Genomic DNA, 20,806 nt, shown 5'->3' on the forward strand with positions numbered 1-20,806 from the left:
CGCGGTGGCCTTACATGTCGATCCGACTGCTCTATATCACCAAAGACCCCAATGTCGCCCTGATCGCAGAAGCGGCGGGAGTGGATTGGATTTTCGTCGACCTCGAATATCGCGGCAAGAATCTGCGTCAGATCGGTCGGAATACCGTCATTTCGACGCACACTATCAAAGACGTCGAGGGTATTCGCCAGGTGTTGACGCGATCGAGGTTGCTCGTCCGCGTCAACCCGCTCGGCGAGTGGAGCGAAGGCGAAGTCGACAGCGCGATCGCCGCCGGGGCAGACGCGGTAATGCTGCCTTTTTTCAAGACGAAAGAAGAGGTCTACCGTTTCGTCCGTCTCGTCGGCGGTCGGGTCGAGGCTTGGTTGTTGCTGGAAACGATGGACGCCGTCCGGGACATTGACAAAATTCTGGAGGCGCCGGGTATCGACTATATCCATGTCGGGCTCAACGATTTGCATATCGAGCGTAAGACACGATTCATGTTCGAATTTCTTGCTGACGGCTCCATGGATGCATTGGCGCGCGAGATCCAGGCGACGGGAGTGGCCTTCGGAATTGGCGGCATGGCGCGCATCGGCGAGCTGCTTCCGCCTGCCGAGCATATTCTGGCCGAACACTATCGGCTGGGATCCGTCGGCGTAATCCTCGCGCGTAGCTTTTGTTCACAGCCTATAAGCGATCAGAAGGCAGAGTTCGCGCGACACTTCGACGACGGTGTGCGTGCGATACGCGCAATGGAATTGTGGCTCGCTGAACAAGATGCGGTGTTCTTTGAATTCAACCGATTACAAGTGCAGCGCGAGGTTCGAATGGTGCTCGACTCGCTTTGGGAGAGTCCGTGACGCACAAAGTTTCTCAGGTCTCAATTCAAACTCGCGTTCTCATCCGAGCGACGGACATCCTGCTTTCCGGCTCGGCGCTGCTATTGCTCGCTCCGCTGTTAGCGCCGATCATGCTGGCGCTGCGGCTTACGGGAGAGGGCAATGTCTTTTTCCGGCAGCGGCGCATCGGAAAGAAAGGCCGAGAGTTTGAACTGTTCAAATTTGCGACCATGCTAAAGAACAGTCCGAGCATCGGTGCTGGCGAACTGACATTGGCAGACGACCCCAGGGTTCTCCCGCTCGGTCGCTTCCTACGTCGCGCCAAGCTCAACGAATTGCCGCAACTCCTCAATATTCTCAAGGGCGACTTGAGCATTATCGGGCCGAGGCCACAAACCTCGAGATTTTACAATTCTTATCGACCGGAGGATCGGGTCTACGTGTCCATGGTCCGCCCGGGTCTTTCGGGTGTCGGCTCGGTGCTATTTCGCGACGAGGAGAAGATCATTTCCGAAGTGGCCGATCCCATTCGCTTCGACGAGGAGGTCATCACGCCCTACAAGGGGCGGATCGAACGATGGTTCGTTTGTAACCAGTCGGTATCTCTGTATTTCGAACTGATAATAACAACGTTGCTGGTCGTGCTTTGTCCCCGGAGGGGCTATCATCGAAGATTGCTTATTCGCCTTCCGCCACCGCCGGAGGCGCTCCGGCGATTTCTTTGAGCTACAAGAAGATGTGAACTCATATCAATCCTCACCGATCAAAACCCATGCGCCCGGCCGCGTAGGCCGATGGACAATGAAAGGGTGGTAACGAACAGCAGGGGAACGAAGAAGATGGCGAGGGCCGTCGCCGCGATCATGCCGCCCATGACGCCGACCCCGATCGCGTTTTGCGCGGCCGATCCGGCGCCGCTAGCGAAAGCGAGCGGCGCGACGCCGAGGATGAAGGCGAAGGACGTCATGACGATCGGGCGCAGCCGCTGGCGCGCCGCGAGCAGCGTCGCTTCGATCACATCCATGCCCGCCTTTTGATGGTCGATCGCGAATTCGACGATCAGAATGGCGTTCTTGGCGACGAGACCGATCGTCGTCAGCAGGCCGACCTTGAAATACACATCGTTGACCTGTCCGAACATCAGCGCCGCGACGAGCGCGCCGAGCACGCCGATCGGCGCGCACAGCATGACCGCGAGAGGGACCGTCCAACTTTCATAGAGCGCGGCAAGGCACAGGAAAACGACGAGGACGGAGATCGCATAGAGCGCAGTGGCCTGATTGCCCGAGAGCCGCTCCTGCCGCGACAAGCTCGTCCACTCATGGGAAAATCCGGGCGGCAAGCCGGCGACGAGACGATCGATCTCCGTCATCGCGTCGCCGGAGCTGGCGCCGATCCCGGCCTCGCCCTGGATCTGAACGGCGGGCGATCCGTTGTAACGTTCGAGGCGCGGCGAGCCGAAGGTCCAGCGGCCGGACGCGAAGGACGAGAAAGGCGCCATCTCGCCCGAAGCAGTCCGGACATGCCAGCGGTCGAGATCGTCGGGCTGCATTCGGAAATCGGCAGCCGATTGCAGATAGACCTTTTTGACGCGGCCGCGATCGATGAAGTCGTTCACATAGGCGCCGCCCCATGCCGTCGACAGCGTGGCGTTGACGGCCGCGAGATCGATCCCGAGAGCGCTCGCTTTTTCCTGATCGACCTCGATCGCAAATTGCGGCGTGTCGTCCTGGCCGTTCGGCCGCACGCCGTTCAAGAGCCTGCTTCGCGCGGCGTCTGCGAGCAAATGATCTCGCGCGGCCAAGAGCTTTTCGTGGCCGGAGCCGGTCATATCTTCGAGATAGAAATCGAAGCCACTGCTCGTGCCCAATCCCTCGATTGCCGGGGGCGCCAGCACGAAGACCTGCGCGTCGCGAATGCCGGTGAGCGCGGCCGTCGCGCGCTCCGTCACCGCCTTCGCCGACAGGTCGGACGCCTTGCGTTCCGAAAAGTCGCGCAAGCCGACGAACGCCATGCCGACATTCTGGCCGAGGCCGCTGAAGGCGAAGCCCCTCACCGTCATGACGCCATCGACGGCCTTGCTCTCCTGATCGAGAAAATAGCGAGTCACCCGATCGAGCGCGCGCTCCGTGCGGTCGCTGGTCGCGCCGACAGGCAGCTGCACGCTGACCATCAGATAGCCCTGGTCCTCCTGCGGCAGGAACGAGCTCGGCAAGCGCGTGAACAACGCGGCGGCCGCGACCATCATCACGGCCAGAGCCGCGAAGCCGCGTCTCGGGCGCCGCAGAACGGCGTGCGCGCCATCTCGATAGGCGTCGGCGCCGCGTTCCATGTTGCGATCGAACCAGCGGAACAAGCCGGCCTTCTCGGCGCCCGCCTTCGGCGGACGAAGAAGCGTCGCGCAGAGCGCCGGCGTCAGGATCAGCGCGACGCCGACCGACAGCGCCATGGCCGAAACGATCGTGACCGAGAACTGACGATAGATGACGCCGACCGAACCGCCGAAGAACGCCATCGGCACGAAGACCGCGGACAAGACCGTCGTGATGCCGATGAGCGCGCCGGTGATCCCGCTCATGGATTTGACCGTGGCCTCGCGTGGCGACAGCCCTTCCTCATGCATGATGCGCTCGACATTCTCGACCACGACGATGGCGTCGTCGACCAGGAGTCCGATCGCCAGCACCATGGCGAACATGGTGAGCGTGTTGATCGAATATCCCGCGACCGCCAGAACGCCGAAGGTTCCGAGCAGCACCACGGGCACGGCGAGCGTCGGAATGAGCGTGGCGCGGATATTGTGCAGAAAGGCCAGCATGACGAGAAAGACGAGCGCGATCGCCTCGATCAGCGTGTGCGTCACCTGCTCGATCGAGATTTTGACGAAAGGCGTCGTGTCGTAGGGATAGACGACCTTCACTCCTTCCGGAAACGTCGGCGCGAGCCGATCGATCGCCGCCTTGACCGCCGTGGCCGTGCGGACTGCATTCGCGCCCGTCGCGAGATTGACGGCGAGGCCGGTTGCCGGCGCGCCATTGTAGGTCGATGCGCTGACATAGTCCTCGGCGCCGAGCTCGACGGTCGCGACATCGCCGATGCGAACCAGCGAGCCGTCGGCCGCGCTTTTCACGATGACGTTCCGAAACTGCTCCGGCGTCTGCAGGCGGCTCTGCGCCGTGACGGTGGCGTTGAGCTGCTGCCCTCTGCGCGCCGGCAAGCCTCCGATCTGTCCTGCCGACACTTGCGCGTTCTGCGCCTGAATCGCGCTCGCGACATCGCTCGGGTTCAGCGCATATCCGGCGAGCCTGTCCGGATCGAGCCAAATGCGCATCGCATAGCCGGCGCCGAAGAGCTGCGTGTTGCCGACGCCCTCGACCCGTTTCAGCGTGTCGTTGAGCGCGCTCTTGACGTAATCCGACAAATCCGTGCCGGTCATCTTGCCGTCGGTCGAGGCGAAGCCGACGACCATCAGAAAGGCGCTCGACGATTTGGTGACGGTGAGGCCATTGGACTGGACCATGGTCGGCAACAGCGCGGTGATGAGCTGCAGCTTGTTCTGCACCTGCATCTGCGCCACATCCGGATTGGCGGCGTTGGTGAAGGTGAGGGTGATGTCGGCCTGGCCGGTCGATGTCGACGTCGAGGTCATGTAGTCGAGATGGTCGAGGCCGGTCATGCCTTGCTCGATGATCTTGGTGACCGAATTCTCGACCGTCCGCGCATCGGCGCCGGGATAGGTGGCGGTGATCTGGATCGTCGGCGGCGCGATCTCCGGATATTGCGAGACCTGCAGGCCGATGAGCGCCAGCAGGCCACCGAGCATGACGACGATTGCGATCACCGAGGCGAAGATCGGACGGACGATGAAAAATGCGGAGATCACGCGCGTCAGCCTTTCGCCTGGATTTTCGTCGTCGTCGGCTCACGTTCGCGCAGCTCGCCGGTGGCGTCGTCGATCACGACCTCGACACCTCTCGCCAGTTGCCCGGCGCGCACGAGTTGCAGGCCTTCGACAACCACGCGGTCGCCGTCGTCGAGCCCCGCCGTGACCAGCCAATTATTGCCGACCGTCCTGCCGATGGAGAGCACGCGCTCTTCGATCTTGTCGTCCTTGCCGAGCACCAGCGCCGTCGCCTGCCCCCTGACGTTGCGGACGACCGCGCGCTGAGGGACGAGGAACGCGCCGGGCGCGGCGCCTTCCTCGACGATCGCCCGGGCGTACATTCCCGGAAGAAGCAGTCGCTTCGGATTAGGGAAGACCGCTCGCACAGTCGCGGTTCCGGTCGTCTGGCTGACTTTGGCCTCGGTGAATTCGAGCCGCCCTGTCATCGGATAGACCCAACCATTTTCGAGCTTCAGCTTCACATCGACTTTGCGCTCCGACGATCGGATGCGGCCCTCGTCGATGGCCTGTCGCAGATCGAGCAAGGCGGCGCTCGATCGGGTGAGGTCGACATAGATCGGATCGAGCGTGCGGATGGTGGTGAGCGTGTCGGCCTGACCGGCCGTCATCAGCGCGCCTTGCGTCAGCGAGGACTTGTCGGCGCGGCCGCCGATCGGCGCCTTGATCGTCGTATAGTCGAGATTGATCTTGGCGCTCGCGACATTCGCCTGCGCCGTCGCCACATCGGCTCGCGCCTGAGTGAGCGCGGCGATGGCCTCCTCGAGATCCTGCGCGCTGACAGCGTTCTTTTTGATCAGTCCCTGATAGCGCTCGACCTTGGCTTGCGCACTGGGCACAGTGGCCTCGGCTTTCCGCAGCGCGGCGACGGCGCTGTCATGCGCGGCTCGATAGGGGGCGGCATCGATCTGATAGAGCGGCGCGCCCTCGGCGACTTCGCCACCCTCCTGGAACAGCCGCTTCTGAATGATCCCCGCGACCTGCGGCCGCACTTCCGCCACCAGCGAAGCGACGATGCGGCCGGGCAGCTCGGAGGCGATGGCGACATTGCGAGGATGCAAGGTGACGACGCCCACCTCGGGCCGCTCGGGCGACGCCTTGGCTCGGTCGCTCGAAATGAAGTCGCATCCGGTGAGCGCGACGGCGGCGGTGAAGGCGGCGATCGTCGTGCGAAAATTCATGGGCGCGCTTTCGAGAATATTGCGGAGGCTTAGGGTTCGATCGTGACCTACGCCGTCGCCGTTCGAGAATCGTGCAGATTTGATGGAGATTTGATGGAGACCGCGGATGTCCGCGCTCTCGAGGCGTCGGGAGCGTTTGCAGCGGCCGGAATTTCGGCCATATGTCGGGGCGGCCAGAGCGCGCGAAGGCGCCGTCCCACCCGCGAGGACCGATGAGCCCAGTCAGCAAGCCCGCGAGCGTTCGACCATGAACGAACTCGTTCTCATCGCCGACGACGAACCGGAAATCACCGCGATTCTGGAAGCCTATCTGGCGCGGGAAGGGCTGCGAACCGTGAGCGCGGCGGATGGCCGGATCGCGCTCGATCAACATGCGATTCTGAAGCCGGACATCGTCTTGCTGGACGTGAACATGCCGAATGTCGACGGCTGGGAGACTTTGGCCGAGCTGCGGCGCCGCGGCGACACGCCGGTCATCATGATCACCGCGCTCGACGAGGACATCGAGCGCCTTCAGGGACTGCGTCTCGGCGCCGACGATTACGTGGTGAAACCGTTCAATCCGGCGGAAATCGTCGCGCGCGTCAAGGCGGTTCTGCGGAGAACCAATGCGCGCGGCGATAGCCCCGTCTTACGGATCGGCAAGCTCGAGATCGACATCGAGAGCTTTCTTGCCAAGGTGCGAGACGGCGAAGCGGCAGCGTCCCTGCCTCTGACGCTGACAGAATTCCGCCTCCTCGCCCATATGGCGAAATCGCCCTCGCGCGCGTTTAGCCGCGGCGAGCTGGTCGACGCATGCCTACCGGGCGGCGACGCGCTCGAGCGGACGGTCGACAGTCATATGAGCAATCTGCGCCGCAAGCTCGACGAGGCCGGCGCGTCCGGTCTGATGAATGTCGTGCGCGGCGTCGGCTATCGGCTGGCGGCGCCATGACCCGCCATCGTTTGAGCCGACAGATCACGCTGTCGATGAGCGCGGTCGTCGCCGTCGCCGTCATGATCGTTTTCGTCGGCACCTTCACCTTCTACGGCATCTATCTGACCTACTACCCGCCGCCGCCCGGGCCGCCGCCGCTTCTTCCCGAGGCGCCGGACTTCGTGCTGATCGCGGTCCTGCTGCTCTTCGCTCTCGTCATCGCGATCTTTGCTGCGCTTCGCTTGACGAAGCGGATTCTCGTGCCTCTCAATTCGCTCGCCGAAGGCGCGCGCGGCATCGCCGCTGGCGATCTCACGGCGCGGGCCTCGCCGGGCGACAGATCGCTCGGCGAAACGGCTCGACTGGTGGACGACTTCAATGCGATGGCGCAACGCCTCGAGGATAGCGTCACGGCGATGACCTCCTGGAACGCGGCCATCGCGCATGAGCTCCGCACGCCATTGACGATATTGCGGGGGCGGCTGCACGGCCTCGCCGACGGGGTGTTCGAGCCGAGCGACGAATTGTTCCGCGATCTCCTATCGCAAGTGGAGGGCTTGTCGCGCCTCGTCGACGATTTGCGTATCGTCACACTGTCGGAGAGCCGCCGGCTGGAAATGCGTTTCGAGCCGACCGATCTCGAGCAGGAGATTCGGCAGGCCGTCGAGGCCATGCAACCCGCTCTCATCGAGGCCGGCTTCACGATCGAGCTCGATACCCGCCGAATCGTGCTGGCCTGCGACGGGGTCCGATTGCGGCAAGCGCTGCTCGCCCTTCTGGAGAACGCGAAACGCTACGCGACGCCGAGTCTCTTGCGTGTTTCGACGCGAGTGGAAAAGGGCGCGCTCGTGATCGCAGTCGAAGACCAAGGGCCGGGCCTCGCTCCCGACTTCGCGCCGCATGCGTTCGAAACATTCAGCCGGGCGGAAGGCTCACGCTCACGGCTGCACGGCGGTGCGGGCCTCGGCCTCTCCGTGGTGCGCGCCATAGCGGAGGCGCATCACGGCCGCGCGCAATACAGAGCCTCCGCGGCGGGCGGCGCGATCTTCGAGATCGTTCTGCCGCTCGTCCGGGAGCGCGATCACATCGGCGGCGAACCGCCAGCCGAATGACGGCGCCCGCCACGAAACTGATCGAACGAGCATGGACTATCGAATGACCGGCGCGCCCGCAATGGACCGGCCCGACAACGATTACGAGAAAGTCGCCGCAACGCATGTGTCTCTGCGCCGCGTTCTCGAGCTGTTCGGGCCTTACCGCGCCAAGATCGCTATTGTCGCCTCCCTGATGCTCCTCGGCGCATGCGCGGACATGTCGTCGCCTTTTCTCCTGCGCGCAATCATAGACGAGGCTCTGCCTTATTCCGATCTGCATCAGCTCGTCGGCTGGTGGCCGGCCTGCTGTTCGTCGTTGTCCTGTCGACCGGGCGCGGCGGCTTCGATATCGTCAAGGTGAGCGACAGATGCGGGGTCGGCGCCGTCGCCGACTTCGACTTGGCGCAGAAGGCCGAAGGCGTCGTTGGCGTCGAACACATTGGTGACTCCTACGTCGTCGCGCGCCCGGCGTCGATCGTGGCCAGCGGAAAGGCGAGGCGGAAGGTCGCGCCGCCACCCGGCGTGTCCTCGATCCAGATGCGGCCGCCATGGATGGTCATCAGCTCCCGAGCGATGGCCAGCCCCAGCCCCGTGCCCGGCGCCATCGTCGTCTTGCGCCAGAAGGGCTCGAAGACGAACTCGCGATCCATCGCCGCGACGCCCTCGCCATGATCGGCGACGGCGACGGACGGCCCGGCGTCTACCGTCACCGCGATCATGCCGCCGGAAGGCTCCGCGCGCAGCGCATTGTCAATGACATTGGAGAGAACGGACTCGATCGCCATGCGATCGCCATGGATCGCCACAGTCCCGGCGGGGGCCACGAAATCGATCTGCCGATTGCTGCGATAGGCGAGAAGCAGGGCATCCGACACGATGGCCCTCGCCGTCTCGACGAGGTCGAGCTCCTCGAAGGCGTCCTCGGCGCGCGCGCCGATACGGGAGATTGCGAGCAATTGCTCGACGATGTTGCGGATGCGGCGCGCATCGCGCTTGAGGTCGGTTTTCAGCGTCGGCTCCTCCGGCGCGTCGAGCCGCGCGCTCAATATCGCGACCGGCGTGCGCAGCTCATGCGCGGCGTTGGCGGTGAAGCGGCGCAAAGTCATGGCGCCGTCGTCGAGACGCGCCAGCGTCTCATTGGTCGTTCGCACGAGCGGCGCCAGCTCGTCGGGATAATTGCGTTCAGGCAGACGCTGATGCAGCGAGTTCAGATCGATGCCGGTCAGGCCCGCCGTGAATTCGCGGATCGGCCGCAGCTCGCGTCTGACCGCGAGCCACATGACGGGAACCGACAGCACGAGCGGCGTGACGAGATAATAGATATGACCCCAGGATTGTTTGAGGAACCCGATCACGAGATCGGTCCAATGGCCCTTGTAGCCATAGACGACGACTTGAAGCCGGCCCATCGGCGTTTCGCCATCCTCCATAACGGCCCTGCCGTCGCGACCCGGGAGCGTGAATTCGATCCAATGGGGCTTATAGGGCAGCAGCGCGGAAAAGCTGCGGGCGAGCTCCGGCGACGAGCCGGATGCGACCAGCTCCTTCTCCGGATCGAACACCGCGAAGCGCAAGCCGGGATTGCGCTCGATCTCTCGTTGCAAAGCGGCGGAGGCCTCGATGCGAACGAAGCCGCCCTCGTCTCGCGTCAGCGATGCGATCACGAGTTCGCGCGCGCGCATGATGGCGTAGAATTTGAGCGCGTCGTAGCTGAATCCAACCACGCCGTAATGATCGAGGAAGATGGAGACGAACCAGCCGATCGCGAAGGCCGATATCTGCGTGACGACGAGCGTTCGCAAGAGCCGGGTCGACAGCGACCAGCGCCTCATCGTCCCGCCGCCTCCGTGAGCATATAGCCGATGCCGCGCGCGGTCAGGATCGCCACATCGGCGCCGGCCGAGCCGAGGCGCTGGCGCAGGCGCGAGACCAGCGTGTCGATCGCATTGGCCTGCACATCGTCGCCGGTGCTGAACACCTCGTCGAGCAGCACGTCGCGCGTCACGACGCGGTCGGCGCGCCGGACCAGCGCTTCGAGAAGCGTGAGCTCGCGACGCCGCAAGGCGAATGGCTTCCCTCCGATGGTGACGCCCCGCGTCGCCGGATCGAATGACAACGCGCCGATGCGGATCGGCGGCAGCGAAGCGCTGCCGGGACGACGCAGGCAGGCGCGCACGCGAGCGATGAGCTCCTCGCCCTGAAAGGGCTTGGTCAGATAATCGTCGGCGCCGGCCTCGAGCCCCGAGACCTTGCTGGTGAGCGAATCGAGCGCGGTCAGCATCATCACCCGCGCGCCAGGACGCATGGCGCGGATGCGCGGAATCAACTCGGCGCCGTCGCCGTCGGGCAAGCGCCGGTCGAGCAGATTGAGGTCATAGGCGATCTGCCGGGTCGCCTCTTCCGCCTCGCGGATCGACGTCGCATGGTCGATCACGAAGCCTGCGCCTTTGAGCAGGGAGGAGAGGAGCCGCGACATGTCGGGCTCGTCCTCCACCAATAGGATCTTCACTGGACGCCGCTCCAGTCTGGTCTATCCCAGCCCCGTAACGGACGTAGCACGGCCGGAATGTTGCCGTAAAGTCACAGTCCGGCTGAAGATCACGGCGGGGCAATTTTGACAGACTGGTGATAGGAAGCCTCTCTACCGTTTCGGGAAATCGACAACGGAGACGAGACGACTGTGCAGCGGCTATTCCGAGGGAAGGAAAAAGGCGCGATGCTCGGGACGACGCTGCGCGCGCTCGCCTTCGGCACGCTCACCTTCGTCCTGCTGCTGCAGAACATCGTCGCAGCGGGGCAGGCCCATATGCGGCGCGCGGGCGTCGGCGCCACCGCCACGACGTCGCTCTCGAAGCTCTGCATGCCGGGCGCCGCCGGCGACGCGCAGCACGCCGATCACAAGGCCGCCTGCGTTCTTTGCTGCGGCGCGCAACAGAGTCCGTCGCCGCCGCCGCGCGAGACGGCGTCGAACCACCTCGCGCGGCGGATCGCCGTCTTTCTCGATCGCGCTCCCGAGAGCCCGCGCACGCCGTCCGCGCAGAGCGGATGGACGAGCTCCTGGTCCTCGCGCGCGCCGCCTGCTCGCCCCTGACCGATCGAAGGCGGCCCCGAGCCGCACATCCCCTCGGTTCGCGCGAGCGCGATGCGCCGCGCCTGGAGCTGTGACCATCATGTTTCCCACCACGCTATCGCGCGGCGTCTCCGCCTGCGCGCTCGGTATCGCACTTCTCTCGTCGGTCGCCTCGGCGCAGGAGGCTTTGCCCGTCATCGACATCGGCAGCGGCTCCAAGCCGACTCGCAGCACGGACGCCGCCGCGACGGATCCCGAAAAGCAGACGGGCTATGCGCGCTCGGCGAGCTTCGGCGCGACGAAGACCAACACGCCCTTCATCGACACTCCGGCCGCCGTCCAGGTCATACCGCATGAGCTGATCGCCGATCAGCAAGGTCTGAACACCATGGAGTTGGTCAAGAATGTCTCCGGCGTGCAGGCGACGGGACGCTATTTCGACTCCTATCTCATCCGCGGCTTCAAGACCGGCTACGGCGAGACCTATCGCAACGGGCTGAAGCTCGAAGCCGTGCTCGGCGGCGAGGAGGTGGCCTTCACCGACCGCGTCGAGATCGTGAAAGGGCCGAGCTCCATTCTCTATGGTCGCATCGAGCCCGGCGGCTTCGTCAATGTCGTCACCAAGCGTCCGCAGGAGGTTTTCAAGGCCGAAGCGAACGAGCAGTTCGGCAGCTGGGGGCTGTCGCGCACGAGCTTCGACGTGACCGGCCCCGTAGACGAGGCGAAGACCGTCCTCTATCGCCTGATGGGCGTCTATGACCATGCCGATTCCTTCGTGAATTTCGATCATCGCGACAATGGCGCGGTCGCGCTCTTTCTCACCTTCCGGCCGACGCAGAATTTCGAGTTCAATGTCCAGGTCGAGCATTATGAGAAGCGGCAAACCGGGCCATCCGGCGTCGGCGCCATTCCAGTCGATCTCCGCTACGACACGAGCGGAAATGCGCAGGTCATCCCCGGCTACAATGACCGGCCGCTCAATTTGGGACGAAACTTCTCGATCGGCGATCCGGGCCTGTGGAAAAATCAGCCCTATGTCGTTCGCCGAACGCTCATCGGCTACGACTGGACCTACAAGTTCGACGAGAAGTGGAAGATCACCAATCGTCTCCACTATTCTGGAAGCAATGATAGCGCTTACGGCTTCGAGACCTATGGCGGGTTCGACGGAACGACCATCTCCCGCGCCTTCTATGGCGAACGCAATTCCATCCAGATGCTGTCGACCAACCTCGATCTCTCCGGAGAGTTCGAGACCGGGCCAATCACCCATCGCCCTCTCGTCGGAATCGACTGGTTCTCGACCGAGAGGAACTCCAATGGCTCGGACAGCTATGGCTATCCGCTCAATATCTATGCGCCGGTCTATGGGGTCTATAATTCGAAACTCGCCTTCGACCGCTACATCACCGGATCGAACATGCTCTGGCGTGCAACCAACAGAGACTTCGGCGTCTATGCGCAGGATCAGATGTCGTTCTTCGACAATCGCATTCACCTGCTGCTCGGCGGACGATGGGACAAGGCGCAAGGCGGCGTCCCCAAGGACTATGGCGACGGCTGGGCGAGCTGTTATCCCTTCTGCACCGGATTTCCAGGAAACAACTATCAGGACAAGCCGAAACTCTCGCCCCGCGCCGCTGTGCTGTTCAAAGTCACGGACGATCTATCCATCTACGGCAGCTATGTCCGCTCCTTCGGCTCGAACAATGGCGCCTCGAGAGACGGCTCCGCCTTTCCGCCACAGGAGGGCCTGCAATGGGAGGTGGGCGTCAAGAAATTATGGCTCGACGGCAGAGTGACGACCAGCCTCGCCCTGTTCGATCTGCGCAAGAAGAACCTTCTCCAGCGCGACCCGTTCTTCCCCGGCCGCAGCATCGCGATCGGCGAGGTCGCGAGCCGCGGAATCGAGCTCGACATAGCGGGGCAGGTCACTGAAAATCTCAGCGTCATCGCCAGCTACACATTCGATTCCGTCAAGCTCACCAACGACAACAACAATGGCAATGCCGGCAAGCGCTACAATGGCGCCGCGCCGAATGTCGGCAACCTCTGGGCCAAATGGGACACCGCGCCGCATCAGTCCGAGGGCTTCGAGTTCGGCGGCGGGCTCTATGCGTCGGACGAGCGTTACGGCTCCAACGACAACACATGGAAGCTGCCCGGCTATGTCCGCTTGGACGCAATGGGCGCCTATCGGACAGAGATCGACGGGCACAAGGTGAAGTTCCAATTCAACATCAAGAATCTCACCGACCGCCACTATTTCGAATACAGCGACGGCTCTCAATACGCCTATTACGGCCAACCGCGCACCTTCATGGGCTCGGTCAATTTCCAATGGTGAGGGGCGAGCCCTCGCCGTGAAACGCATCGGCGCGCGTCCCGAGCGCGCGCCGATTTTTTCGTCGAACGTCTGGAGCGGCCGCCATGACGCGCACAATCTTCGTGTTCCTGCATCGCTGGACGGGACTAGCCCTGGCGAGCTTCCTGATCCTGGTCGGAGTCACGGGAAGCATTCTCGTCTTCCTGCCCGAATTGAATCACTGGCTGACGCCGAACCTCTATCCCGGCCGGATTGACGGAGCGGAACTCTCCGCCAGCGCGCTGCTGCGCCGCGCCGAGGAGCTCACGCCGCAGGCGCGCGCGACGCGCATCTTCTTCGCGGCGCCGGGAACCACGATCGTCTCCTTCGAGGCGAAGCCGGGCGCGGCGGAGGTCGACGCTCTCTATCTCGATCCAGTCAGCGGTGATGCGCTCGGCCGCGTGAAGCAAAAGGGCCTGCCGGAAAGCCTCGGCGATCTCCTGCCCTTCATCGACCGTCTGCACTGGTCGCTGGCGCTCGGCCCTTGGGGCGTGTGGCTGCTCGGCGTCGTCGCGCTCGTCTGGACCATCGACTGCTTCATCGCCTTCTATCTCACTTTGCCCGCCAATCTCCTGCGCCGGCGCGGCTTCCTCGCGCGGTGGAAGCCCGCCTGGCTCATCAAGCGCGGCGCCTCCTTCTATCGGCTCAATTTCGATCTGCATCGCGCGAGCGGATTATGGCTGTATCCGCTGCTGCTCGTTCTCGCTTGGTCGGGCGTGTGCTTCGATCTCAATGTCGTCTATTGCGGCGCCATGGGGCTCGTCTTCGATTTCGAGCCATCGATCTGGAAGCGCGATGCTCCGCCTATGGCGGACAGAGGCGAGCCGATGCCTTTCGAAGAGGCCGAGCGCATCGCACGCGATCTTATGGAGGAGCGCGCCGCGCGCGAAGGCTTCACGATCGACCGCCGCGTCGACTTCACTCTCGATCGCGAGACCGGTCTCTATGTCTATGGCGTTCACAGCAGCCGCGACGTCGGCGAGAAATATGGCGGAACGACGATCGCCATCGACGCCTATACAGGCGCCGTGCATGGCTTCCATGCTCCTACCGGCGGCAAGGGCGGCGACACGGCGACCGAATGGCTCCTGGAGCTGCATATGGCCAATGTGTTCGGCCTGCCCTATCGGATACTCGTTTGCGCCGCCGGCGTGGCGATCGCGCTCCTCTCCGTCACCGGCGTCGTGATCTGGCGGAAAAAGCGCGGAGCGCGTCGTCGATCGGGCGAACGATCCGGCGCGGTCGTCGCGAGAACCGAAGAGCTGCCGGAGTCGATGTGAGCATTCGAATTCGTGTTTGTTCGAGAGTCCGAAGATCGATCGTTGCGCGGCTGCGCGCGGTCGCGCCGCTCAGAGCCTCGCCGTGGCCCACTTTCGCCGCCTCGGTGCGGGACGCGAAAATCGATTTACGGTCGCAGCTCGAGGTGGTCGGCGTCTTCGACGCGGGCCACTCGGTAGCGGCGGTCCGAGCCCCGGCGTCGCGCGGCCGCGATCGACGCGGCCGGACGACCGTCCTCGAGGATGCTCCATGAGCCCATGAGCGGCGAGTGTCGTCGAAGCAGTCGGCGGGCGTCGGCGCGCCGCGCGCGTCATGTCGAAATCCACTTCTGTACGAAATGTCGCGGCGTAAATGTCAGTGAATGCGCCTATGGCGGCGCGCCGGCGGCTTCGCATGCCGCGCCTACTCGGCGGTCGTCGGCTCCGGCGACGCGCGGGTCGCGGCGCCGTGCCCGCGGAGTCCGCGCGCTTTCCTTTTCTTCCACCAGATATAGACGCCAGTGACCGACAGCATGGCGATAGCGAGGCCGAGCGCGCAGACGAAGATGCGATATGGAAGGCCGAGCACATTCGCCATGTGCAGCTCCGTCAGCCATGTGGTCAGCGTATTGCCCGTGCGCGCGCCCGAGGGCGGAGCAAAGCCCGACAACTCGCCGCCATGAGCGTCGAAATAGACCGATGTGCTCCCATATTTCTCGCCGATGTCGAGGCTGCTGTGCGCGCTGTAGCGATAGCGTCCCTCCTCGCGCTCCAAAGCGAGCGCGACCTGCCTGTCGACCGTGAAGCCTTTCGCTTTCGCCTGCTCGTCCATCAGCCGCGCGCCGATCGCCTGCGCCTCCCGCCACCCCAGCGGCTCGCGACCGGTGGAAGCGGATGGCGGCGCCGGCTGCGCCCAGATCGGCCGCTCGAAATCGAGCAGCAGCTCTGTCACGCTCATATAAAGGCCGTTCAAATTCATGAACACGCTGGACCAGGCGAAGACGAGCAGCGCCGCCCACAGCCACAAGCCGCCGGCGCGATGCAGATCGAAATTGACGCGATAGAAGGACGCGCCGGATTTCACGAGCCAGGACAGTCTCCAGCGCTGGAGAAAGCCGCGCTTGTGCGCTCCGCCCTGCGGCGGCAAAGTCAGATAGAAGCCGACGAAGCAATCGATCGTCCAGGCGAGCGCGACGAGGCCCAGAATCCAGCCGCCGAATTCGCCGAGCGCCAGCGCATAATGCAGACGATAGACGAAGGGCAGAATCGTGTTCGGCCCGTCGGGCAGCCCCTTGGTCCAGCGGCGGCCCAGCTCCTCGCCGGAGCCTTCGTCGAGGAAGAGCTGATTGAAGTCGAGCGGAGACGCGCCGGGGCGCGCCTCCATGCGAACGGTCGCTGAGCCCATTCCGTTGAAGAAGACGGATTGGACTTGCGCCTCCGGGACCAGCGCCTCGGCCCGCAGCGCGAGCGCGCCAGCGTCGCGCGCGACGCTCGCCCGCGCGCCGGGGAAGAGCCGCGGCGATAGCCATTGGTTCAGCTCCGGCAGAAAGGCGAGCAGCGCGCCGGTAAGGCCGACCAGGATCAGAAACCCGGCCATGGTCAGTCCGACCCAGCGATGCGCGAAGACGAAGAAGGGACGCCGCATCTTTTAGAACTCGACCTTGAGCGACCCGAGGACGGTGCGCGGCGCGCCGGGCATGGCGAAAGTCCAACTGTTGGAGCCGGCCCAATAGGTCCGATCGAACAGATTGTCGATATTGAGCTGCGCGGTGAGCTTCCGACCCGCGACCTCGAAGCTGTAGCTCCCCATCAAATTGAAGATCGCATAGCTCGGCAGAACATAGCTGTTGATCGTGTCGCCGTAACGATCGTCCAGCGCCACGGCTCCGCCGCCGAGCTTCAATCCCGCGAGATCGCCCTGGAATTCATAGGTGCTCCATAGGCTCCCGGAATTACGCGGGGCGAGGAACAGACGCTTGCCCGTGTTGCCGGCGCCGCCGTCCCAGCCGACGTCTTTGTTGATCTTCGCATAGCCGAGATAAGCGTAGGTGGCGATGATGCGCCAGCCGGGCAGCACTTCGCCAGAGAGGTCGAATTCCAAACCACGGCTCTCCGCCTCGCCGATCGTGCGCGAGAGCGTCGGATTTGTGGGGTCGGGAACGCCGATATTATTCTTCGTCAAATCGAAATAGGAGGCCGTCGCGGACAGTCGCCCGTCGAAGAGCTCCGTCTTGACGCCGCCCTCCCATTGCCGCGCGGTCTGCGCGGGAATCATGTTGCCAGTCGCGCCCCTGTAGAGGCTGTTGGAAACGCCGAAATTCTCGGTGTAGCTTCCATAGATCGAAAGCCATTGCATGGGACGCCACAAGACCCCCGCTCGGGGGCTGATGCGATTGTCCCGCGTCGAAACGAGCTGCGAGACATTGTTCATGCCGGTCGCGTCGTCGTAGCGAAACCCGCCGAGCAGGAAGATGTCGTAAGGCAGCTGCATCTGATCCTGAAAATAATACCCTTGCCAGGACTGCGTGAAGCTGATCCTCGACAGGAGCGCAGGATCGAGCGGAAACCTGTTCGGTAGATAGCTAGGCGAGAAAATGTTGAAGGCGGGAGCCGCCTGGCAACAGATCGTTCTCAGACTATCGTCGATATGGAAGTAGTCGTATCCGAACAAGACATTGTGCTTGACGCCGAATGTCTCGAACTTTCCAGCGAGATTGGCCGTCGTGTAGTAACGATCGGAGCGGCCGCCCGGCAAGGAGACGTTGAAGAAGCGATCGAGCGTTCCGGTGGCGTTTGCTTTGTCGAAGAAAAGGCTGTTGTTTTCTCCGAACCGCCAGAGCTCGCCAATGAACCGATGACGGAATGTCCAATTCTCGTCGAGATCGCGAGACCAATTGAAGCCAAAGAGATAGCGATCGCCCGTCGATCGGTTCGAATTGGGCTCCGCCACATAACGCGTGCGCGGAACAGGAGCCGTGCGATTGCCGATAGGCGGAATGCCGGGGTCGGCGGTGTCATTGAAGTGGGAATATTCGAATTCAGCCGTCACCTGTGTGCGGTTGTCGATGTTCCATCGCACCACAGGCGCGATGAAAATGCGGTCGTTGTGCAGAAAATCTCGGAACGAGCCGGCATTCTCATAGGCGACGTTGATTCGGTAGAGCACAGATTTGTCCGAGCTGATCGGCCCGGTGGCGTCGAGAGTCGTGCGATAGACGTCGAACGAGCCGATCTGCTGCTGGATCGCATAGCGGCGCTCTTCCAACGGCTGCTTGGTGACGACATTGACGATGCCGCCGGGCTCCGAACGTCCGTAGAGGATGGAGCCGGGCCCTTTCAGCACTTCCACGCGCTCCAGATTCGCCGTGTCGCGCTTGCTGGAGCCGCCGCCGAGCACGTCCGGAATCAGGAAACCATCGCGATAGATCGTGCCGTTCGAGAAGCCGCGAATGAGAAAAGCGTCCGATTGGCCCTGATTCCACGGAATCTGAATGACGCCTGAAACGTTCTGCAGCGCCTTCTCGATCCTCACGACCTGCTGGTCCTGCAGCACCGCCTGCGGAACCACATGAACACTGGCCGGCGTCTCCATGATCGGCGTGTCGGTCTTGGTGGCGGAGCTGGCGTTGGGGAGCCGATAGGCATTCTGGCCAGCAGCCCCTCCTGCGCCACCGACGACGCCGCGCGTCTCCGCCCCCACATCGATCGGCGGCAGCGACTCGGCCCCGGCGTCATTGCGCACGCCATTGTCCGCCTGCGCCAGAGTGATCAGCACCGAGCGGCCGTTATCGGCGAATCTGTAAGTGAGCGTGGTTCCCTCCAGCAGAGCGCGCAAGGCGTCCTGCATGGTGAATTGGCCGGACAATCCGCGCGTTCGCACACCGCGCGTCAGCCGCGCGTCATAGGAGAGCCGAAGATCGTTCTGATCCGCGAAGGCGGTGAGCGCTTCCGTGAGCGGGATTTGGTCGATGCGGTAGAATTTGACGGCGCCGGTCCGCTCCTGCGGAGCAATGGCGGCCTCGGCCGGACGGGAGGTCAATCCTGCGCCCGCCATCAAAAAGCCGACTGTCGCCGCCGCGATTGCCGAACCCATGTCGCTCTTCCCCTTCGGGGCCTTCGTCCTCGCCATTGCGCCGCCTTTTGAATTCATCGAGGGCGCGAAAATGCCCCCTCATTGGATTCAACGCGGTCGATCTGCGCCTCGGAACCATGCCGAAAAAAAGCCTCGAACTTTTTTCCGGGCGGGTGGAATTTCGGCGAGGGACGTCACTCGTGGAGCAGGATCAGATAATTCGACAAGCGATAGGCCGAGAGGCCGAGCGCGGTTTCGATATCGGCGAGGGCCTGCGTCGGATCATCCGTGCGATAGACGCCGGTCACGCGGCGCGCGCAAATCTCCCGGCGCAGGCAATAGACGACGCCATGACGATAGCGGCCGAGCAGGGCGAGCACATCGCCGAGCGCCTCGTCCTCGACGATCAGCCTGCCGCGCCGCCAGGCGGTGAGCTTCGCCACATTCGCGGCGGCCGGCGCGCTCGCGGAAGAGCCGCGCAGGAAGCTCGTCTCCTGCCCTTCCCGCGCGACGACCTCCGCGCCGCCGCTGGCCACGGAAACGCTGTGCTCCGTGACCGTCACACGCGCGCCATTCTCGTCGAGGGCGACGTCGAAGGACGTGCCGAGCGCTGTCGCCGAGCCGCCGGCGGCCTCCACGACGAAAGGCCTCGACGCATCCGGCGCCACATCGAACCATGCCTCCCCGCGCAGCAGCGTGAGGCGACGACGCGCCGGCGTGAAGTGGAGCGCGATCGCCGAGCGCGCGCCGAGCTCGACATGCGATCCGTCGCCGAGCGTCACGCGACGCGTTTCGCCGGCGCCAGTGGAATAGTCGGCGACAAAGGGAATGGAGAGATCGCCGAGCAGCAAGGCGAGAGCCACGGCGGCTGCGGCGGCGGCCACGACCGGGCGGCCCCTGCGCCTCGCCGACGCTCGCTTCGCAGGGTGGCGCAGGCTCAGCCTTGCGAACTCGGCGGATAATCCCTCGGCCTCGCGGAACGCCGCCGCATGCGCGGTATCGGCAGCGAGCCAGGCGTCGAGCGCCTCCTGCTCCTTGCGCGTCAGCGGTCCTTCCTTCTTTCGAAGGACCCAGTCCACCGCAATGTCGTGCGGATCTTCCGGCGTGTCGCTGTCGAAGCTCATGCGCGTCGCCGCCTGATCGGCATGGACAGTGATTGCGGGAATGACGCCGCGGCGCGCCGCCAGGCCCCGCTCCTGATCGCTTTGCCCGCGCCCTCTATAGAGCACAACGCGCTGGATGGAAAAAACGGAACCTCCCGATGTGACAGCATGTTCAGCGCGCCGCCTCGCGGCAGCGGCGAAAGGCGAGGCGGATATGCCGCCGCGCCATGCTGTCGGAAATGCCGAGCCGCGCGGCGGCCTCCTTCACGGGCAGATTTTCCTGCATAACGAGGACAAAGACCTCCCGACAGCGGGGTGGAAGCGTTTCGATCGTCGCGATCAAAAGCCGCGATCTGTCGCTCTCCTCGCTCGACGCTCCGGGCGAGGCCTCGGCCGAAGGCGTCTCCGGCAGCTCTTCCTTGAATTCGAGATATTTCGCCTCGGTAACGCGCCGCCGCGCGAGATCCCGCGCGAGGTTTGTCGCGATCGTATGGAGAAACGCCTCTGGATCGGGCATGGCCTCGAGCCCGCCACGGCGCAGAGCGCGGATGAAGGTCTCCTGCAACAGGTCCGGCGCGTCGTTCGCGCCCGCTTTGCCGCGCAGGTAGACGAGAAGCTGACGACCGTGACGCTTGAATAGCGCGCCCACGGAGCGCCGCAATGCAGAATCGAGCATTTTGCACCGGCGAGGGCTGATCGAGATCGCAAAAAGCCCGAGCGGCGGTCCCGGCAGGGAGATCGCTACGCCTCTAGGGCTGGCGGCAATGGGATCGAGAAAAAGAGTGGCGGAGCGCGCTGCGACCACGAGCTGGTCCAGCCGGCCGGCGATGACGGCTGCGCCATCCCATACGCGTCGCCCAGACCGATCTCGACGGCCCGGAACGAGGGAGCGGCGCCGATCGGAAGGACCGAGAGAAAGCCGGTCGGACCATCGATCTGGCCGGCCCGGCACGGGATGCAGCAGGAGCAAGAAAAATGCGGCGCTGGGGAATGGCGATGGCCATCGCCGGGCGTTGCGCAATCG

Annotated in this window: 16 protein-coding genes; 8 read left to right on the forward strand and 8 right to left on the reverse strand. The window is 63.9% G+C overall.

Annotated elements, in window-relative coordinates; translation table 11 throughout:
* Nucleotides 1–14: 14 nt before the first annotated feature.
* Nucleotides 15–845: an aldolase/citrate lyase family protein gene (locus GYH34_RS18265; protein ID WP_161914793.1), complete on the forward strand. Its 831-nt coding sequence runs from the start codon at nucleotides 15–17 to the stop codon at nucleotides 843–845.
* Nucleotides 842–1,549 (forward strand): sugar transferase, encoded by a 708-nt coding sequence (locus GYH34_RS18270; RefSeq protein WP_161914794.1) that lies wholly within the window; start codon nucleotides 842–844, stop codon nucleotides 1,547–1,549. The genes GYH34_RS18265 and GYH34_RS18270 overlap by 4 nt, the downstream gene beginning before the upstream one ends.
* A gap of 38 nt (nucleotides 1,550–1,587) precedes the next feature.
* On the opposite strand, the gene GYH34_RS18275 is transcribed toward GYH34_RS18270, so the two are convergent.
* Together GYH34_RS18275 and GYH34_RS18280 are read right to left on the reverse strand one after the other, a co-directional pair.
* Nucleotides 1,588–4,704, reverse strand: coding sequence for an efflux RND transporter permease subunit (locus tag GYH34_RS18275; protein ID WP_161915088.1), 3,117 nt, complete (start codon nucleotides 4,702–4,704; stop codon nucleotides 1,588–1,590).
* An 8-nt stretch (nucleotides 4,705–4,712) separates the two neighbouring features.
* Nucleotides 4,713–5,906 carry an efflux RND transporter periplasmic adaptor subunit gene (locus tag GYH34_RS18280; protein ID WP_161914795.1) on the reverse strand — a complete coding sequence of 398 codons (1,194 nt, stop codon included), beginning with the start codon at nucleotides 5,904–5,906 and terminating at the stop codon, nucleotides 4,713–4,715.
* A 247-nt stretch (nucleotides 5,907–6,153) separates the two neighbouring features.
* Here GYH34_RS18280 and GYH34_RS18285 point away from each other — a divergent pair, with 247 nt between their 5' ends.
* The 3 genes from GYH34_RS18285 to GYH34_RS18295 are packed head-to-tail and all read left to right on the forward strand — an operon-like array spanning nucleotide 6,154 to nucleotide 8,277.
* Nucleotides 6,154–6,840 (forward strand): response regulator, encoded by a 687-nt coding sequence (locus tag GYH34_RS18285; RefSeq protein ID WP_161914796.1) that lies wholly within the window; start codon nucleotides 6,154–6,156, stop codon nucleotides 6,838–6,840.
* Entirely contained in the window at nucleotides 6,837–7,934 is a 1,098-nt protein-coding gene (locus tag GYH34_RS18290) for an ATP-binding protein (RefSeq protein ID WP_161914797.1), read from the forward strand. The genes GYH34_RS18285 and GYH34_RS18290 overlap by 4 nt, the downstream gene beginning before the upstream one ends.
* Before the next feature lie 43 nt (nucleotides 7,935–7,977).
* Nucleotides 7,978–8,277 (forward strand): ABC transporter ATP-binding protein, encoded by a 300-nt coding sequence (locus GYH34_RS18295; RefSeq protein ID WP_161914798.1) that lies wholly within the window; start codon nucleotides 7,978–7,980, stop codon nucleotides 8,275–8,277.
* 88 nt (nucleotides 8,278–8,365) lie between these two features.
* On the opposite strand, the gene GYH34_RS18300 is transcribed toward GYH34_RS18295, so the two are convergent.
* Complete coding sequence (locus GYH34_RS18300; RefSeq protein ID WP_161914799.1) at nucleotides 8,366–9,748, reverse strand: HAMP domain-containing sensor histidine kinase; 1,383 nt, start codon at nucleotides 9,746–9,748, stop codon at nucleotides 8,366–8,368.
* The gene (locus GYH34_RS18305; RefSeq protein WP_174242429.1) at nucleotides 9,745–10,425 is read right to left on the reverse strand and encodes a response regulator transcription factor; all 681 of its coding nucleotides are present in this window, start codon (nucleotides 10,423–10,425) and stop codon (nucleotides 9,745–9,747) included. Before GYH34_RS18305 ends, GYH34_RS18300 begins: the two co-directional genes overlap by 4 nt.
* A gap of 207 nt (nucleotides 10,426–10,632) precedes the next feature.
* On the opposite strand from GYH34_RS18305, the gene GYH34_RS18310 reads away from it, so the two are divergent.
* The 3 genes from GYH34_RS18310 to GYH34_RS18320 all read left to right on the forward strand — a co-directional run bounded on the left by GYH34_RS18310 (nucleotide 10,633) and on the right by GYH34_RS18320 (nucleotide 14,631).
* A complete protein-coding gene (locus GYH34_RS18310) occupies nucleotides 10,633–11,007 on the forward strand; it encodes a hypothetical protein (protein ID WP_161914800.1) in 375 nt (124 codons plus the stop codon).
* A gap of 79 nt (nucleotides 11,008–11,086) precedes the next feature.
* Nucleotides 11,087–13,333, forward strand: coding sequence for a TonB-dependent siderophore receptor (locus GYH34_RS18315; protein WP_161914801.1), 2,247 nt, complete (start codon nucleotides 11,087–11,089; stop codon nucleotides 13,331–13,333).
* An 83-nt stretch (nucleotides 13,334–13,416) separates the two neighbouring features.
* Nucleotides 13,417–14,631: a PepSY-associated TM helix domain-containing protein gene (locus GYH34_RS18320; protein WP_161914802.1), complete on the forward strand. Its 1,215-nt coding sequence runs from the start codon at nucleotides 13,417–13,419 to the stop codon at nucleotides 14,629–14,631.
* A 400-nt stretch (nucleotides 14,632–15,031) separates the two neighbouring features.
* Here the strand turns inward: GYH34_RS18320 and GYH34_RS18325 are convergent, their stop codons facing one another.
* The 4 genes from GYH34_RS18325 to GYH34_RS18340 form a co-directional block, all read right to left on the reverse strand.
* Nucleotides 15,032–16,252, reverse strand: coding sequence for a PepSY-associated TM helix domain-containing protein (locus GYH34_RS18325; protein WP_161914803.1), 1,221 nt, complete (start codon nucleotides 16,250–16,252; stop codon nucleotides 15,032–15,034).
* 3 nt (nucleotides 16,253–16,255) lie between these two features.
* Nucleotides 16,256–18,700 (reverse strand): TonB-dependent receptor, encoded by a 2,445-nt coding sequence (locus tag GYH34_RS18330; protein ID WP_197745437.1) that lies wholly within the window; start codon nucleotides 18,698–18,700, stop codon nucleotides 16,256–16,258.
* A gap of 173 nt (nucleotides 18,701–18,873) precedes the next feature.
* Nucleotides 18,874–19,803 (reverse strand): FecR domain-containing protein, encoded by a 930-nt coding sequence (locus GYH34_RS18335; RefSeq protein WP_161914804.1) that lies wholly within the window; start codon nucleotides 19,801–19,803, stop codon nucleotides 18,874–18,876.
* Nucleotides 19,804–19,954: 151 nt separating this feature from the next.
* The gene (locus tag GYH34_RS18340; RefSeq protein WP_348983902.1) at nucleotides 19,955–20,443 is read right to left on the reverse strand and encodes an RNA polymerase sigma factor; all 489 of its coding nucleotides are present in this window, start codon (nucleotides 20,441–20,443) and stop codon (nucleotides 19,955–19,957) included.
* Between the last annotated feature and the right edge of the window lie 363 nt (nucleotides 20,444–20,806).

It is taken from the genome of Methylosinus sp. C49 (genome assembly GCF_009936375.1).
Lineage (GTDB): Bacteria > Pseudomonadota > Alphaproteobacteria > Rhizobiales > Beijerinckiaceae > Methylosinus.

Bases quoted from the DNA above. Each gene is read 5' to 3' on its own strand.
- GYH34_RS18310 (WP_161914800.1), top strand. From the start codon at position 10,633: ATGCTCGGGACGACGCTGCGCGCGCTCGCCTTCGGCACGCTCACCTTC.
- GYH34_RS18285 (WP_161914796.1), top strand. From the start codon at position 6,154: ATGAACGAACTCGTTCTCATCGCCGACGACGAACCGGAAATCACCGCG.
- GYH34_RS18330 (WP_197745437.1), bottom strand. From the start codon at position 18,700: ATGGGTTCGGCAATCGCGGCGGCGACAGTCGGCTTTTTGATGGCGGGC.
- GYH34_RS18290 (WP_161914797.1), top strand. From the start codon at position 6,837: ATGACCCGCCATCGTTTGAGCCGACAGATCACGCTGTCGATGAGCGCG.
- GYH34_RS18320 (WP_161914802.1), top strand. From the start codon at position 13,417: ATGACGCGCACAATCTTCGTGTTCCTGCATCGCTGGACGGGACTAGCC.
- GYH34_RS18300 (WP_161914799.1), bottom strand. From the start codon at position 9,748: ATGAGGCGCTGGTCGCTGTCGACCCGGCTCTTGCGAACGCTCGTCGTC.
- GYH34_RS18325 (WP_161914803.1), bottom strand. From the start codon at position 16,252: ATGCGGCGTCCCTTCTTCGTCTTCGCGCATCGCTGGGTCGGACTGACC.
- GYH34_RS18335 (WP_161914804.1), bottom strand. From the start codon at position 19,803: ATGAGCTTCGACAGCGACACGCCGGAAGATCCGCACGACATTGCGGTG.
- GYH34_RS18315 (WP_161914801.1), top strand. From the start codon at position 11,087: ATGTTTCCCACCACGCTATCGCGCGGCGTCTCCGCCTGCGCGCTCGGT.
- GYH34_RS18265 (WP_161914793.1), top strand. From the start codon at position 15: ATGTCGATCCGACTGCTCTATATCACCAAAGACCCCAATGTCGCCCTG.
- GYH34_RS18280 (WP_161914795.1), bottom strand. From the start codon at position 5,906: ATGAATTTTCGCACGACGATCGCCGCCTTCACCGCCGCCGTCGCGCTC.
- GYH34_RS18295 (WP_161914798.1), top strand. From the start codon at position 7,978: ATGACCGGCGCGCCCGCAATGGACCGGCCCGACAACGATTACGAGAAA.